The sequence below is a fragment of the Pseudomonas sp. GM25 genome, from assembly GCF_000282255.1.
Classification (GTDB): Bacteria; Pseudomonadota; Gammaproteobacteria; order Pseudomonadales; family Pseudomonadaceae; genus Aquipseudomonas; species Aquipseudomonas aphyarum.
On the sequence record NZ_AKJQ01000037.1, the window covers coordinates 102,208 to 117,676 of the forward strand.

Annotated in this window: 13 protein-coding genes; 11 read left to right on the forward strand and 2 right to left on the reverse strand. The window is 59.3% G+C overall.

Annotated features, from left to right (window positions below; all coding sequences use genetic code 11):
• Positions 1-19: 19 nt before the first annotated feature.
• Both PMI24_RS13580 and map read right to left on the reverse strand, forming a co-directional pair.
• Positions 20-2,722 (reverse strand): [protein-PII] uridylyltransferase, encoded by a 2,703-nt coding sequence (locus tag PMI24_RS13580; RefSeq protein ID WP_007954768.1) that lies wholly within the window; start codon positions 2,720-2,722, stop codon positions 20-22.
• Between the two features lie 40 nt (positions 2,723-2,762).
• Entirely contained in the window at positions 2,763-3,545 is a 783-nt protein-coding gene (map, locus tag PMI24_RS13585) for a type I methionyl aminopeptidase (protein ID WP_007954769.1), read from the reverse strand.
• Positions 3,546-3,919: 374 nt separating this feature from the next.
• On the opposite strand from map, the gene rpsB reads away from it, so the two are divergent.
• The 11 genes from rpsB (at position 3,920) to lpxD (ending at position 15,447) form a co-directional block, all read left to right on the forward strand.
• Entirely contained in the window at positions 3,920-4,657 is a 738-nt protein-coding gene (rpsB, locus tag PMI24_RS13590) for a 30S ribosomal protein S2 (protein ID WP_003222119.1), read from the forward strand.
• A 190-nt stretch (positions 4,658-4,847) separates the two neighbouring features.
• Positions 4,848-5,711, forward strand: coding sequence for a translation elongation factor Ts (gene tsf, locus PMI24_RS13595; protein WP_007954770.1), 864 nt, complete (start codon positions 4,848-4,850; stop codon positions 5,709-5,711).
• Between the two features lie 211 nt (positions 5,712-5,922).
• Positions 5,923-6,666 carry a UMP kinase gene (gene pyrH, locus PMI24_RS13600; RefSeq protein WP_003222124.1) on the forward strand — a complete coding sequence of 248 codons (744 nt, stop codon included), beginning with the start codon at positions 5,923-5,925 and terminating at the stop codon, positions 6,664-6,666.
• Positions 6,663-7,220 (forward strand): ribosome recycling factor, encoded by a 558-nt coding sequence (frr, locus tag PMI24_RS13605; RefSeq protein WP_007954771.1) that lies wholly within the window; start codon positions 6,663-6,665, stop codon positions 7,218-7,220. The genes pyrH and frr overlap by 4 nt, the downstream gene beginning before the upstream one ends.
• A 14-nt stretch (positions 7,221-7,234) precedes the next feature.
• Entirely contained in the window at positions 7,235-7,990 is a 756-nt protein-coding gene (gene uppS, locus PMI24_RS13610; protein WP_007954779.1) for a polyprenyl diphosphate synthase, read from the forward strand.
• The gene (locus PMI24_RS13615) at positions 7,990-8,796 is read left to right on the forward strand and encodes a phosphatidate cytidylyltransferase (RefSeq protein WP_007954781.1); all 807 of its coding nucleotides are present in this window, start codon (positions 7,990-7,992) and stop codon (positions 8,794-8,796) included. The genes uppS and PMI24_RS13615 overlap by 1 nt, the downstream gene beginning before the upstream one ends.
• Positions 8,793-9,983, forward strand: a complete 1,191-nt coding sequence (ispC, locus tag PMI24_RS13620; RefSeq protein ID WP_007954783.1) for a 1-deoxy-D-xylulose-5-phosphate reductoisomerase — start codon at positions 8,793-8,795, stop codon at positions 9,981-9,983. The genes PMI24_RS13615 and ispC overlap by 4 nt, the downstream gene beginning before the upstream one ends.
• A 53-nt stretch (positions 9,984-10,036) precedes the next feature.
• Positions 10,037-11,389: a sigma E protease regulator RseP gene (gene rseP, locus PMI24_RS13625; protein ID WP_007954785.1), complete on the forward strand. Its 1,353-nt coding sequence runs from the start codon at positions 10,037-10,039 to the stop codon at positions 11,387-11,389.
• A 74-nt stretch (positions 11,390-11,463) separates the two neighbouring features.
• Positions 11,464-13,839: an outer membrane protein assembly factor BamA gene (bamA, locus tag PMI24_RS13630; protein ID WP_007954787.1), complete on the forward strand. Its 2,376-nt coding sequence runs from the start codon at positions 11,464-11,466 to the stop codon at positions 13,837-13,839.
• 45 nt (positions 13,840-13,884) lie between these two features.
• Positions 13,885-14,388, forward strand: a complete 504-nt coding sequence (locus tag PMI24_RS13635; RefSeq protein ID WP_003222140.1) for an OmpH family outer membrane protein — start codon at positions 13,885-13,887, stop codon at positions 14,386-14,388.
• A 3-nt stretch (positions 14,389-14,391) separates the two neighbouring features.
• Positions 14,392-15,447, forward strand: a complete 1,056-nt coding sequence (lpxD, locus tag PMI24_RS13640; RefSeq protein WP_007954790.1) for a UDP-3-O-(3-hydroxymyristoyl)glucosamine N-acyltransferase — start codon at positions 14,392-14,394, stop codon at positions 15,445-15,447.
• Positions 15,448-15,469: the final 22 nt, after the last annotated feature.

The following is a 15,469-nucleotide window of genomic DNA, read 5'->3' on the forward strand; positions in this document are numbered from 1 at the left end:
GTTGAATCCGGGCGCGCAATCAAATGCTGATGCGCGACAGTTTGATATCGGGTTCCTGATTGACGCTCAGCTGTTCGACGATGGCATCCTGCAAACGGCTGCACAGCAGCGGGTCGGACAGCGGTTGATTGTGGGCGTCGGTGATGAAGAACACGTCTTCCACCCGCTCGCCCAGGGTGGCGATCTTAGCGTTCTGCAGCGACAGATCGAACTCGAGGAAAATCCCGCCGACCCGTGCCAGCAGGCCCGGGCGATCTGGCGCAGTGAGTTCCAGCACGGTCACCGGACGCTGGGCGTCGTTGTGGATCGTCACCTGCGGGGCGAACGCGAAATGCTTCAGCTGGCGCGGCACCCGACGCTGGATGATCGTCGGGTAGTCAGCCGGGTTGCGCAGGGCTTCGGTCAGGCCGTCGCGAATCTGTTTGACCCGGACCGGATTGTCGCCGATCGAGTCGCCATCAGTGTCGAGCACGATGTAGGTGTCGAGGGTGAACTGGCTGCTGGACGTGATGACCCGGGCGTCGTGAATGTTCAGGTTGAGCTGGTCCATCGCGGCCACGGTCACGGCGAAGAAGTCGTGCTGGTCCGGCGCGTAGATGAAGATCTGCGTGCCGCCCTCGAACTCGCGCTGGGTGGTTTCCTTGATCAGCACCAGCGGACCGCCGTCGGCCGGTTGCTGAAGGATGGCGTCGGTGTGCCAGGCCACGTCGCCGGCGGTGTGGCGCAGGAAGTAGTCATCGCCCAGTTGCGCCCACAATTGCTCGACGTCATCCGGATCGGTGCCGCCGCGTACCAGGATGTCCAGCGCCGCGCTCTGGGTCTGGCGGATCTGCTCTTCGCGATCCACCGGATTCTCCAGGCCACGGCGCAGGGCGCGCTTGGTCTCGGTGTAGAGCTGGCGCAACAGGCTGGCACGCCACGAGTTCCACAGAGTCGGGTTGGTCGCGTTGATATCGGCCACGGTCAGCACGTACAGGTAGTCGAGACGGGTTTCGTCACCGACCGCCAGCGCGAAGTCATGGATGACCTGCGGGTCGGACAAGTCCTTGCGCTGGGCAGTGGTCGACATCACCAGGTGGTTCTGCACCAGCCAGACGATCAGGCGGCTGTCCCACACCGGCAGTTGGTGACGCTGGCAGAACGCCTCGGCATCGACCGCGCCGATCTCCGAGTGATCGCCATGCCGGCCCTTGCCGATGTCGTGGTACAGGCCGGCCATATAAATGAGTTCAGGCTTGGGCAGTTTGGCCATGAGCTTGGCGGCCAGCGGGAATTTCTCCGACACCTGGGTGTACTGCAACTTGCGCAGGTGTTTGATCAGGTTCAGCGTGTGCGCATCGACTGTATAGATGTGGAACAGGTCGTGCTGCATCTGCCCGACGATGAAGCCGAACTCTGGCAGATAGCGCCCGAGGATGCCGTAACGGTTCATCCGCCGCAGGTTGCGGTGGATGCCGATCTTGCACTTGAACAGTTCGATGAACAGGCTGGTATTGCGGATGTCGTTGCGGAAGTTGTCGTCGATCAGATGACGGTTTTCCCGCAGCAGACGAATGGTGTCGGCGCGTACGCCTTTGATTTCCGGCTGCTGGGCCATCAGCACGAAGATCTCGAGCATGGCAAACGGCGTGCGGCGGAACACGTTGTCGTTGCGTGCCTCGATGTAGCCGTCGTGCAGCTGGAAGCGCGAGTTGATCGGCTGCGGCGGGGCTTCGTCTTCCGGGGCGAGGATGACTTCCTCGAAGTGCTGGATGATCAGGTCGCTGAGCTGGGCAATGCTCATCACAACGCGGAAGTACTGCTGCATGAAGTTTTCGACAGCCTGTTTGGCGTCGTCGCCTTCAAAACCCAGCAGCCCGGCAATGGTGCGCTGGTGATCGAACAGCAGGCGGTCTTCGGAGCGACCGGCCAGCATGTGCAGGGCGTAACGCACCTTCCAGAGGAATTCCTGGGAGGAAGCCAGCAGGGCGTTTTCACTCTCGACCAGAAAGCCTTCGCCGGCCAGGGCGCGCAGGTTCAGGGTGCCGTACTGACGACGGGCCACCCACAGAATCGTCTGAATATCCCGCAGTCCGCCGGGCGAGCCTTTGACGTTGGGTTCCAGGTTGTATTCGGTGTCGTTGTACTTGTGGTGGCGAGCCTTCTGCTCGGCGCGCTTGGCCAGGAAGAAATCCTTGCTCGGCCACATATGTGCGGTGCTGGTGACATCGAGCATGCGCTGGCGCAGGCGTTCGGGGCCGCAGATGGTGCGGCTTTCCATCAGGTTGGTGACCACCGTCAGGTCGGCGCGGGCCTCTTCGGCGCATTCGTCGACGGAGCGAACGCTCTGACCGACTTCCAGGCCGATGTCCCACAGCAGCGTCAGAAAACGCTCGATGGAATCGCGGAAGATTTCGTGATCGGCGCTGTCCAGCAGGATCAGCAGGTCGATGTCGGAATAGGGGTGCAATTCGCCGCGACCGTAGCCGCCGACCGCGACCAGCGCGATGTCGGCGTCTTCGCTCCAGTCGAACTGGTCCCAGGCCTTTTGCAGGATGTTGTCGACGAACCATGCGCGGTCTTCGATCAGTCGCCGGATGTCGCGACCGGCCCGAAAGCGTGCATCGAGCACTTCGCGGGCCTGGCGGATCGCCTTCTTGAACGCCGCGATGGGACTCGCTTTCAGGGCCAGTTCAGCCTGGAACTGGCCGCGGTCGAAGAGTTCGGGATCCACCTGCGGCATCGATTGGCTTTCCTTCTATAGGCTGGGAGCGGTGTCTGGATCAGGCCGAGATGCGCGGGATGGTGTCGTCGTTGCGCAGGGTGAAGATCTCGTAGCCGGTGTCGGTGACAAGCAAAGTGTGTTCCCACTGTGCCGACAGCTTGCGATCCTTGGTGATCGCGGTCCAGCCGTCGCCCAGTACTTTGGTGTCGGCCTTGCCCTGGTTGATCATCGGCTCGATGGTGAAGGTCATGCCGGCCTTCAGTTCCATGCCGGTGCCGGCGCGGCCGTAGTGCAGGATCTGCGGTTCTTCGTGGAACACCTTGCCGATGCCGTGACCGCAGAACTCTCGCACCACCGAGAAGCCGTTCTTTTCAGCGTGCTTCTGGATGATTTCACCGATGTCGCCGAGGCGGCAGCCGGGTTTGACGATCTCGATCGCCTTGTACATGCATTCCTGGGTGACCTGCGACAGGCGCTCGGCCCAGACCGGCACGGTGCCGACATGGAACATGCGGCTGGTGTCGCCGTGGTAGCCGTTTTTGATCACGGTGACGTCGATGTTCAGGGTGTCGCCGTTTTTCAGCGGCTTGTCGTTCGGGATACCGTGGCAGACCACGTGGTTGATCGAAGTGCAGATCGACTTCGGGTAGCCCTTGTAGTTGAGCGGGGCAGGGATGGCCTGCTGCACGTTGACGATATAGTCGTGGCAGATCTGGTTCAGCTCATCGGTGGTCACGCCCGGCTTGACGTGTTCGGCAATCATTTCCAGCACATCGGCGGCCAGTTTGCCGGCGACACGCATGCCAGCGATGTCCTCGGGGGTTTTGAGGGTGACGGTCATACAGGCTCTCTCTGCGCTCGGCGGCGCTTGCTGATACGAACAGGGGCGCGGCTGTAGATTTGGCGGCCCCGAAAAACGCGATTCTAACAGACCAAAGGCGCAAATCCGCGCCTGCGTGCATCGCTTCTCTCTATACAATGCGGTGCATTGTCCCGATTCCAAGGGGCTGGCGCGCATGTCCCTGACGCGATTGCAGATTCCGGGTTCCGTTTGCGTCGTCCCTGTGGTATAAAATGCGCCGCTTTCCGGGGATAGCCCCGAGAGCATTAACCCACACACGTGTCGACACGATGGCCTGGGTGCCTTTGATCCTCGGATCAATGGTTGGTCATTGGGATACGTGGAGGCCCAACCCGACTTATCAAGGAACTATCATGTCCCAAGTCAACATGCGCGATATGCTGAAGGCCGGTGTGCACTTCGGTCACCAAACCCGTTACTGGAATCCGAAAATGGGTAAATACATTTTCGGCGCGCGTAACAAGATTCACATCATCAACCTTGAAAAAACCCTGCCAATGTTCAACGAAGCTCTGACTTTCGTAGAGCGTCTGGCCCAGGGCAAAAACAAGATTCTGTTCGTCGGCACCAAGCGTTCCGCTGGCAAGATCGTTGCTGAAGAAGCAGCACGTTGCGGTTCGCCGTACGTCGATCACCGCTGGTTGGGCGGCATGCTGACCAACTTCAAGACCATTCGTGCTTCCATCAAGCGTCTGCGTGACCTTGAAGTACAAGCCGAAGACGGTACTTTCGCCAAGCTGACCAAGAAAGAAGCGCTGATGCGCTCCCGTGACCTGGAAAAGCTGGATCGCTCCCTGGGCGGCATCAAGGACATGGGCGGTCTGCCAGACGCACTGTTCGTGATCGACGTTGACCACGAGCGCATCGCGATCACCGAAGCCAACAAGCTGGGCATCCCGGTCATCGGCGTTGTCGATACCAACAGCAGCCCGGAAGGCGTTGACTACATCATCCCAGGCAACGATGACGCAATCCGCGCTATCCAGCTGTACATGGGTTCGATGGCTGACGCAGTGATCCGCGGTCGCAACAACGTTGCTGGCGGTACTGTAGAATTCGCAGCTGAAGAAACTCAGGCTGCAGCTGAGTAATTGACGCCCTGGCGTTGACTCAGTAAGCAAAAAGGGGGCTTGGCCCCCTTTTTGCCACCTCGAAAACCATTTGTCGGCAGCGCAGCTACAGCATCTGTAACGTGCAGCGGCTACAAACGGGTTCGGGAAGAATTGAACGCCCGTTCGATCGGGTGGAATGGTTGAAAACCTATCCAAGAGGAATTTGAAAATGGCAGCAATTACTGCAGCGTTGGTTAAAGAACTGCGCGAGCGTACCGGCGAAGGCATGATGGATTGCAAGAAAGCCCTGGAAAAGGCTGACGGCGATATCGAAAAAGCCATTGATGACATGCGTGCTTCGGGCGCCATCAAGGCTGCCAAGAAAGCCGGTAACGTTGCCGCTGAAGGCGCTATCGCCATCAAGGCCGACGACAAGGCAGCCGTGCTGCTGGAAGTCAACTCGCAGACCGACTTCCTGGCCCTGCAAGACGACTTCAAAAACTTCGTTGCTGCCAGCGTAGAAAAAGCCTTCGCCGAGAAACTGACCGACGCAGCTCCGCTGATCGCCGCTCAGGAATCGGCTCGTGAAGCCCTGGTTGCCAAAGTAGGCGAAAACGTCAACATCCGTCGTCTGGTACGCGTAGAGGGTGACGTTGTCGGCACCTACCTGCACGGTAACAAGATCGGTGTTGCTGTTGTCCTGAAAGGCGGTGACGTCGAGCTGGCCAAAGACATCGCAATGCACGTTGCTGCAAGCAACCCTGAGTTCCTGCTGCCTTCGCAAGTCTCCGACGAAGCTATCGAGCGTGAAAAAGCTGTGTTCCTGCAGCTGAACGAAGAGAAGATCAAAGGCAAGCCAGAAAACATTGTTGAGAACATGGTCAAAGGCCGTATCAGCAAGTTCCTGGCAGAAGCGAGCCTGGTTGAGCAGGCGTTCGTCAAGAACCCTGAAGTCAAGGTTGGCGAACTGGCCAAGAAAGCCGGTGCTGAAATCGTTTCCTTCACCTACTTCAAAGTAGGCGAAGGCATCGAGAAGCCGGTCGACAACTTCGCTGAAGAAGTTGCTGCCCAGCTGGCTGCCGCCAAGCAATAAGACGGTTTTTCAACTGTCGCCCGAAAGAGGCTGCCCGCTCACGCGCGCAGCCTCTTTTCAGATAGGGTTACCAATTTTTAATTGGTTTCCCCTTGGAACTGACTTACAAAGCCATGTTCCGATGGCGCTGAAGCAGCGCCAAGCTAGAGTGAACGCCAGCTGTAAACAGCTCGCAAAGAATTTTTAAAATACGCCGCAGGAGAGATTCGCAATGGCTCAGCAGGGCAGTGGTTATCAGGCTCGCTATAAACGCATTCTACTCAAGCTTAGCGGCGAGGCCCTGATGGGCTCGGAAGAGTTCGGGATCGATCCGAAGGTGCTGGATCGCATGGCGCTGGAAGTCGGCCAACTGGTCGGCATCGGCGTTCAGGTCGGTCTGGTGATCGGTGGTGGCAACCTGTTCCGCGGTGAAGCGCTGAGCAAGGCCGGCATGGATCGGGTCACGGGCGACCACATGGGCATGCTGGCCACTGTGATGAACGCCCTGGCCATGCGCGACGCGCTGGAACGTGCCAATATCTCGGCGATCGTGATGTCGGCCATCTCCATGGTCGGTGTGACCGATCACTATGACCGTCGCAAGGCCATGCGCCACCTGAACTCCAAGGACGTGGTGATCTTCGCGGCAGGTACCGGCAATCCGTTCTTTACCACGGATTCGGCAGCCTGCCTGCGCGCCATTGAAATCGACGCTGATGTCGTGCTCAAGGCGACCAAGGTCGATGGCGTCTACACCGCTGACCCGTTCAAAGACCCGCATGCCGAGAAGTTCGATCATCTGACATACGATGAAGTACTGGATCGCAAGCTGGGTGTAATGGATCTGACGGCTATCTGCCTGTGCCGCGATCACAAGATGCCGCTGCGCGTATTTAACATGAACAAGCCCGGTGCCCTGCTGAACATTGTGCACGGCGGCGCAGAAGGGACTTTGATCGAGGAAGGCCAACAATGATCAACGAAATCAAGAAAGACGCCCAAGCGCGTATGCAGAAATCCCTGGAGTCTCTGAACCACGCGTTCGGCCAGATTCGTACCGGCAAGGCTCACCCGAGCATCCTCGGCAGTGTCATGGTGCCTTACTACGGCACTGACACCCCGCTGAGCGGCGTTGCCAACGTCACCGTGAAAGACTCGCGCACCCTGCAGGTCGTGGCGTTCGAGCGCAACATGCTCGCTGCCGTCGACAAGGCAATCCAAAGCGCCGGTCTGAACCTCAACCCGACCAACCTGGGTGAGTTGCTGTTGATCCCTATGCCGGCCCTCACCGAGGAAACGCGTAAAGGCTTCACCAAGCAGGCGCGTAGCGCTGCTGAAGACGCGCGTGTTGCTGTGCGCAATATTCGTCGTGATGCCTTGGGCGAGCTCAAGAAACTGGTCAAGGACAAGGAAATCAGCGAAGACGAAGAGCGTCGTGCCATCGCTGATATCGATAAGCTGACCAAAGAATCCGAGGCCCAGATCACCAAGGCTACGGACGAGAAAGAAAAAGACCTGATGGCCGTATAAGGGTCGAGTTTTAAATGGACAAGACCAAGCAGACTGCGCCGTCCGCGGTGCCGCGCCATGTCGCGATCATCATGGATGGCAATAATCGCTGGGCGAAAAAACGCTTCATGCCGGGTGTCGCCGGGCATAAAGCGGGCGTGGATGCTGTACGGGCGGTGATTGAGGTGTGTGCCGAGGCCAAGGTCGAGGTGCTCACCCTGTTCGCTTTTTCCAGTGAAAACTGGCAGCGCCCGGCCGATGAGGTCAGCGCCTTGATGGATCTGTTCTTCAAGGCGTTGCGTCGCGAGGCCAAGCGCCTGAACGACAACAACATCAGTCTGCGCATCATCGGTGACCGTACGCGGTTCCATCCGGAGCTTCAGGCAGCCATGCGTGAAGCGGAAGCGATGACTGCCGGTGCCAACCGTTTCATCCTGCAGATCGCCGCCAACTACGGTGGTCAGTGGGACATTGCGCAAGCGGCGCAGCGTCTGGCGCGTGAAGTTCAGGCCGGTCATCTGCGGCCGGAAGACATCACGCCGGATCTGCTGCAGACCTGTCTGGTCACCGGTGATCTGCCGTTGCCCGACTTGTGCATCCGCACCGGTGGCGAGCACCGCATCAGCAATTTCCTCTTGTGGCAGCTGGCTTACGCCGAGTTGTACTTCTCCGACCTGTTCTGGCCGGACTTCAAACACGAAGCCATGCGCAATGCGCTGGCCGATTTCGCTTTGCGCCAGCGTCGCTTCGGTAAAACGAGTGAGCAGGTTGAAGCTGGAGCCCGGGTTTAATGCTTAAACAACGCATCATCACTGCACTGATTCTGCTGCCGATCGCTCTGGGCGGGTTTTTCCTGCTCGAAGGTTCCGGTTTTGCCCTGTTCATCGGTCTGGTCGTGAGTCTGGGGGCCTGGGAATGGGCGCGTCTGGCCGGCTTTACCGCTCAGGCATTTCGTGTCGGCTACGCGGCGGTGGTCGCGCTGATGCTGTTCGTCATGTACATCCTGCCGGGGCTGGCGCCTTGGGTGCTGGGCGCTTCGGTGATCTGGTGGGCACTGGCGACGTGGCTGGTGTTGACGTACCCGCGTTCCAGCGAGCGCTGGTCCAGTGCCGCCAGCAAGCTGGTGATCGGTTTGCTGATTCTGTTGCCCGCCTGGCAAGGGCTGGTGCAGATCAAGCAATACCCGCTCGGCAACTGGCTGATCATGGCTGTGATGGTGCTGGTCTGGGGTGCTGATATCGGGGCGTATTTCTCCGGTCGCGCGTTCGGCAAGCGCAAGCTGGCGCCGCAAGTCAGTCCCGGCAAAAGCTGGGAAGGCGTGTATGGCGGTCTGGCGCTGAGTCTGGTCATCACCACCCTGGTCGCGCTGTTCCGTGACTGGACGGTGGCGCAACTGTTCAAGGGCTTGATCGGCGCTGCGGTGATTGTCTTCATCTCGGTGGTGGGCGATCTGACCGAAAGCATGTTCAAGCGTCAGTCCGGCATCAAGGACAGCAGTAATCTGCTGCCTGGCCATGGTGGCGTGCTGGATCGCATCGACAGCCTGACGGCGGCGATCCCGGTGTTCGCGGTGCTGTTGTGGATGGCGGCATCGTGAGTCGCCCACAACAGATTACCGTCCTCGGCGCGACCGGTTCGATCGGTCTGAGCACCCTGGATGTCATCGCCCGGCATCCGGAGCGTTATCAGGCTTTCGCCCTGAGCGGTTTTACGCGTCTGAGCGAACTGTTTGCCCTGTGTGTTCGCCATCTCCCGAAATATGCAGTAGTGCCGGAAGCCGGCGCTGCTCGCAGTTTGCAGGACGATTTGCGTGCGGCGGGCCTGTCGACGCAGGTGCTGGTCGGCGAGGAAGGCTTGTGTCAGGTCGCTGCCGCGCCGGAGGTGGATGCCGTCATGGCCGCCATCGTCGGTGCTGCCGGCCTGCGCCCGACTCTCGCGGCTGTGGAGGCGGGCAAGAAGATACTTCTGGCCAACAAGGAAGCGCTGGTCATGTCCGGCGCCTTGTTCATGCAGGCCGTGCGCAAGAGCGGTTCGGTCCTGCTGCCGATCGACAGCGAGCACAACGCGATTTTCCAATGCATGCCGCAGGACTTTGCTCGCGGGCTGGGCAGCGTTGGCGTCCGTCGGATTTTGCTGACAGCCTCTGGTGGCCCGTTCCGGCAGACGCCGATGGCCGAACTGGCGCATGTTTCACCCGATCAGGCGTGTGCGCACCCGAACTGGTCCATGGGTCGAAAGATCTCCGTGGATTCGGCCAGCATGATGAACAAAGGGCTTGAGTTGATCGAGGCCTGCTGGTTGTTCGATGCCAAGCCTTCGCAAGTCGAAGTGGTGATTCATCCGCAGAGCGTGATTCATTCGCTGGTCGATTATGTGGACGGTTCGGTGCTGGCGCAGTTGGGTAATCCCGACATGCGCACCCCGATTGCCAACGCCCTGGCCTGGCCTGAGCGCATTGACTCGGGCGTCGCGCCGCTGGATCTGTTCGCTGTTGCGCGCCTGGATTTCGAAGCCCCCGACGAAGAGCGCTTCCCGTGCCTGCGTCTGGCGCGACAGGCTGCCGAGGCGGGAAACAGCGCCCCGGCCATGCTCAATGCAGCGAATGAAGTGGCGGTTGCCGCGTTTCTCGACGGACGGGTTCGCTACCTGGAAATCGCGAGTATCATCGAGGAAGTCTTGAACCTCGAGCCTGTGGTGGCCCTGGACAATCTCGATGCGGTGTTCACCGCTGACGCGACTGCCCGGACATTGGCCGGACAGTGGTTGAGTCGTCACGGCCGATAGGTCTTGCAACACATGGCTTCACGCGGCACTGGACAGGATTGCGGAGAAAGTAGATGAGCGCGCTCTATATGATTGCCGGCACCCTGATCGCTCTGGGTGTGCTGGTCACCTTTCACGAATTCGGCCATTTCTGGGTCGCGCGTCGCTGTGGCGTCAAGGTTCTGCGTTTCTCCGTGGGCTTCGGCATGCCGCTGCTGCGCTGGCATGACAAGCAGGGTACCGAGTTCGTGGTCGCTGCCATTCCGCTGGGTGGTTACGTCAAGATGCTCGATGAGCGCGAAGGCGAAGTACCGGCCGATCAGCTCCATCAGTCATTCAATCGCAAGTCTGTTCGTCAGCGTATCGCCATTGTGGCGGCCGGCCCTGTGGCCAACTTTTTGCTCGCGCTGGTGTTCTTCTGGGTGCTGGCCATGCTCGGCAGCGAGCAGATTCGCCCGGTCATCGGTTCGGTGGAGTCCGGCAGCATCGCCGCAACGGCTGGGCTGAGCGCCGGTCAGGAGATCGTCGCGATCGATGGCGAGCCGACCTCGGGCTGGGCTGCGGTCAACCTGCAACTGGTGCGACGTCTCGGGGAAAGCGGTTCCTTGCAGGTACTGGTGCGCGAGCAGGGCTCTACGGCGGACACGCCTCGTGAACTGGCACTCGATAAATGGCTCAAGGGGGCTGACGAGCCGGATCCGATTCGCTCTCTCGGCATTCGCCCTTGGCGCCCGGCATTGCCGCCGGTGCTGGCCGAACTCGACCCGAAAGGTCCAGCCCAGGCAGCCGGGCTGAAAACCGGCGATCGCCTGCTGACGCTGGATGGCAAGGCGCTGGATGACTGGCAGCAGGTGGTCGACACCGTTCGTACGCGTCCTGATACCAAAATCGTGCTGCGCGTCGAGCGCGACGGTGTTCAAATCGACGTCCCTGTGACACTGGCCGCGCGTGGCGATAAAAAGTCTCCAAGCGGTTACCTGGGGGCGGGTGTGAAGGCTGTCGACTGGCCGCCGGAAATGATCCGCGAGGTCAGTTACGGGCCTTTGGCGGCAATTGGCGAGGGTGCCCGTCGCACCTGGACCATGAGCGTCCTGACGCTGGATTCACTGAAGAAAATGCTCTTCGGCGAGCTCTCGGTAAAAAACTTGAGTGGACCGATAACCATTGCTAAAGTGGCGGGCGCTTCTGCCCAGTCGGGCGTCGCTGATTTCCTGAATTTCCTTGCTTATCTGAGTATTAGCCTGGGGGTTCTGAATTTGCTGCCCATTCCTGTACTGGATGGGGGGCATTTGTTGTTTTATCTGATCGAGTGGGCGCGTGGTCGTCCCTTGTCGGATCGGGTGCAAGGTTGGGGGATACAGATCGGTATCAGTTTGGTGGTCGGGGTGATGTTGCTTGCTCTGGTCAACGATCTGGGTCGTCTGTAACGCTTCGCTGAATTGCGAATCTGCCGCATTTTGCGGCAGTTTGTTTATTGCCAGTTGGAATAAGAAAGGACTTCATGAAACGTCTGCTGCTAACTGCGGTTCTCACCGTATTGATGATCGCCGAAGTTCACGCCGAGTCCTTCACTATCTCTGATATTCGCGTCAATGGCCTCCAGCGGGTCTCCGCGGGTAGCGTCTTTGGTGCCTTGCCGTTGAACGTCGGCGAGCAGGCGGATGATCGTCGCCTGGTGGAATCCACTCGTGCGTTGTTCAAAACCGGTTTCTTTCAAGATATCCAGCTGGGCCGCGAAGGCAACGTTCTGGTGATCACTGTCGTCGAACGTCCCTCGGTCGCGAGCATCGAGATCGAAGGCAACAAGGCGATCTCCACCGAAGACCTGATGAAAGGCCTCAAGCAATCCGGTCTGGCCGAAGGCGAGATCTTCCAGCGCGCGACCCTCGAAGGCGTGCGTAACGAGCTGCAACGTCAGTACGTTGCACAAGGTCGTTACTCGGCTACCGTCGATACCGAAGTGGTCTCGCAGCCGCGCAACCGTGTCGGCCTGAAAGTGAAGATCAACGAAGGCACCGTCGCTGCCATTCAGCACATCAACGTGGTGGGCAATACGGTTTTTCCCGAGGAAGACCTGACCGACCTGTTCGAACTGAAAACCACCAACTGGCTGTCGTTCTTCAAGAACGACGACAAGTACGCCCGTGAAAAACTGTCCGGTGACCTGGAGCGTCTGCGTTCCTACTACCTGGACCGCGGCTATATCAACATGGATATCGCTTCGACCCAGGTGTCCATCACCCCGGACAAGAAGCACGTCTACATCACCGTCAACGTCAACGAAGGCGAGAAGTACACCGTTCGTGACGTCAAGCTCAGCGGTGACCTGAAGGTTCCTGAAGATCAGGTCAAGTCCCTGTTGCTGGTGCAGAAAGGCCAGGTGTTCTCGCGCAAGCTGATGACCACCACCTCCGAGCTGATCACCCGTCGTCTGGGTAACGAGGGTTATACCTTCGCCAACGTCAACGGCGTGCCACAACCGCACGACGAAGATCACACCGTCGATATCCTGTTCGCTGTCGATCCGGGCAAGCGTGCCTACGTCAACCGCATCAACTTCCGTGGCAACACCAAGTCCGAGGACGAAGTGCTGCGTCGTGAAATGCGTCAGATGGAAGGTGGCTGGGCTTCGACCTACCTGATCGACCAGTCCAAGACCCGTCTGGAGCGTCTGGGCTTCTTCAAGGAAGTCAACGTCGAGACTCCGGCTGTGCCAGGCGTCGACGACCAGGTTGACGTGAACTACAGCGTTGAAGAGCAGGCTTCCGGTTCGATCACCGCCAGCGTCGGTTTCGCCCAGAGCGCCGGTCTGATCCTCGGTGGTTCGATCACCCAGAACAACTTCCTCGGTACCGGTAACCGCGTCAGCGTCGGCCTGACCCGCAGCGAATACCAGAGCCGCTACAACTTCGGCTACGTTGACCCCTACTGGACCGCCGATGGCGTGAGCCTGGGTTACAACGCGTTCTACCGCACCACCGACTACAAAGACCTCGACGTCGACGTAGCGAGCTATGCGGTAGACAGCCTGGGCGCCGGCGTGAACGTGGGCTACCCGATCAGCGAGACTTCGCGTCTGACCTTCGGCCTGTCCGTTCAACAGGACGAGATCAAGACCGGTACCTACACCGTTGACGAGATTTTCGACTTCGTTAACAAAGAAGGCGACAAGTACCTGAACTTCAAGGCCTCCGCCGGCTGGTCCGAGTCCACCTTGAACAAGGGTGTATTGCCGACCCGTGGTCGCTCCCAGAGCCTGACGCTGGAAACCACCGTTCCAGGCAGCGATCTGTCGTTCTACAAACTTGATTACCGTGGTCAGCTGTTCCAGCCGATCAGCGAAAACTACACCCTGCGCCTGCACACCGAACTGGGTTATGGCGACGGTTACGGTTCGACCGACGGCTTGCCGTTCTATGAAAACTACTATGCTGGTGGTTTCAACTCGGTTCGTGGCTTCAAGGACAGCACCCTGGGCCCGCGCAGTACGCCGAGCCGAGGCACCAACCCGGGCACATTGGCTGACCCGGACCAGGATCCGCTGCCGTTCGGTGGTAACGTCCTGATCCAGGGCGGTGTCGAGGTTCTGTTCCCGCTGCCGTTCGTCAAGGATCAGCGTTCCCTGCGTACTTCGGTATTCTGGGATGTCGGTAACGTATTCGACTCCAAGTGTTCCGATACTACGAACGCCAACGGTACTAAATCGAACACTCAGTGCAACGACATCAGCCTCAGCAACATGGCCAGCTCCGTCGGTGTCGGCGTGACCTGGGTTACCGCACTGGGCCCGCTGAGTTTTGCACTGGCGATGCCGATCAAGAAACCGGATGACGCTGAAACTCAAGTGTTCCAATTCTCCCTCGGCCAGACGTTCTAAGCGTCTGACCCAAGATAACGACAATGGATTTTGTAGGAGTGCATCGTGCGTAAGTTGACTCAATTGGTTCTCCTGGCCTCCGTACTGGTGGCAGGCCCGGCATTTGCCGACATGAAAATCGCTGTTCTGAACTATCAGATGGCTCTGCTGGAATCCGACGCGGCCAAGAAGTACGCCGTGGATGCCGAGAAGAAATTCGGCCCGCAACTGACCAAACTCAAGACTCTGGAAAGCAGCGCCAAGGGCATTCAGGATCGTCTGATGGCCGGTGGTGACAAGATGCAGCAAGGCGAGCGCGAGCGTCTGGAGCTTGAGTTCAAGCAAAAGGCTCGTGACTTCCAGTTCCAGTCCAAGGAACTGAACGAAGCCAAGGCCGTTGCCGACCGCGAAATGCTCAAGCAACTGAAGCCGAAACTGGATAGCGCAGTGGAAGAAGTCATCAAGAAAGGTGGTTTTGACCTGGTGTTCGAGCGTGGCGCAGTGATCGATGTCAAACCTCAGTACGACATCACGCGCCAGGTTATCGAGCGCATGAATCAGCTGAAGTAACCCATGACCGTGACCATCAAGCTCGGCCAGTTGGCCGAGTTCCTCGGCGCCACCCTGAGTGGCGACCCCGAGAAGCAAATTACTGGGCTAGCCACCTTGCAGGAGGCTGGCCCAGCTCAGTTGAGCTTTCTGGCAAACCCCCAATACCGTAAATACCTGGCTGGCTCGCAAGCCGCAGCCCTGTTGCTCAAGGCTGCCGACGCCGAGGGTTATGCCGGTGATGCGCTGGTGGTGCCGGATCCTTACCTGGCTTACGCACGCATTTCCCATCTGTTCGATCCGAAGCCCAAGGCAACTGCCGGCGTTCATCCGACGGCGGTGATCGCCGAGGATGCCGTGGTCGATCCGAGCGCCAGTGTCGGTCCCTTCGTGGTGATCGAAGCCGGTGCCCGAATCGGCGCGGACGTAACGCTCGGTGCACATTGCGTTGTCGGTGCCCGCAGCGAAATCGGCGAGGGCGGCTGGCTGGCCCCGCGGGTCACGCTGTATCACGATGTGCGGATCGGCAAGCGTGTGGTGATCCAGTCCGGTGCCGTTCTCGGCGGTGAAGGCTTCGGCTTTGCCAATGAGAAGGGCATCTGGCAGAAAATCGCCCAGATCGGTGGCGTGACCATCGGCGACGATGTGGAGATCGGCGTGAATACCGCCATCGACCGCGGTGCGTTGGCCGATACCGTGATCGGCAATGGCGTGAAGCTCGACAACCAGATTCAGATCGCCCACAACGTGCAGGTCGGTGACCATACCGCCATGGCAGCGTGCGTGGGGATTTCCGGCAGCACCAAGATCGGCAAGCACTGCATGCTCGCCGGGGGTGTTGGCCTGGTCGGGCACATCGATATTTGCGACAACGTATTCCTGACCGGGATGACCATGGTGACCCACTCGATTACCGAGCCGGGTGCCTATTCTTCCGGCACAGCCATGCAACCTGCGGCCGAATGGCGCAAAAGCGCGGCCCGTATTCGTCAGCTCGATGACATCGCGCGACGTTTGAAACAGCTGGAAAAGCGGTCCGGGGAAGTGACCCCCGACGGTAATGCTTCATCTGAAGGCTGATACCATTTCCATATCAAGTGTG

Bases quoted from the DNA above. Each gene is read 5' to 3' on its own strand.
- PMI24_RS13580 (WP_007954768.1), bottom strand. From the start codon at position 2,722: ATGCCGCAGGTGGATCCCGAACTCTTCGACCGCGGCCAGTTCCAGGCT.
- map (WP_007954769.1), bottom strand. From the start codon at position 3,545: ATGACCGTCACCCTCAAAACCCCCGAGGACATCGCTGGCATGCGTGTC.
- rpsB (WP_003222119.1), top strand. From the start codon at position 3,920: ATGTCCCAAGTCAACATGCGCGATATGCTGAAGGCCGGTGTGCACTTC.
- tsf (WP_007954770.1), top strand. From the start codon at position 4,848: ATGGCAGCAATTACTGCAGCGTTGGTTAAAGAACTGCGCGAGCGTACC.
- pyrH (WP_003222124.1), top strand. From the start codon at position 5,923: ATGGCTCAGCAGGGCAGTGGTTATCAGGCTCGCTATAAACGCATTCTA.
- frr (WP_007954771.1), top strand. From the start codon at position 6,663: ATGATCAACGAAATCAAGAAAGACGCCCAAGCGCGTATGCAGAAATCC.
- uppS (WP_007954779.1), top strand. From the start codon at position 7,235: ATGGACAAGACCAAGCAGACTGCGCCGTCCGCGGTGCCGCGCCATGTC.
- PMI24_RS13615 (WP_007954781.1), top strand. From the start codon at position 7,990: ATGCTTAAACAACGCATCATCACTGCACTGATTCTGCTGCCGATCGCT.
- rseP (WP_007954785.1), top strand. From the start codon at position 10,037: ATGAGCGCGCTCTATATGATTGCCGGCACCCTGATCGCTCTGGGTGTG.
- bamA (WP_007954787.1), top strand. From the start codon at position 11,464: ATGAAACGTCTGCTGCTAACTGCGGTTCTCACCGTATTGATGATCGCC.
- lpxD (WP_007954790.1), top strand. From the start codon at position 14,392: ATGACCGTGACCATCAAGCTCGGCCAGTTGGCCGAGTTCCTCGGCGCC.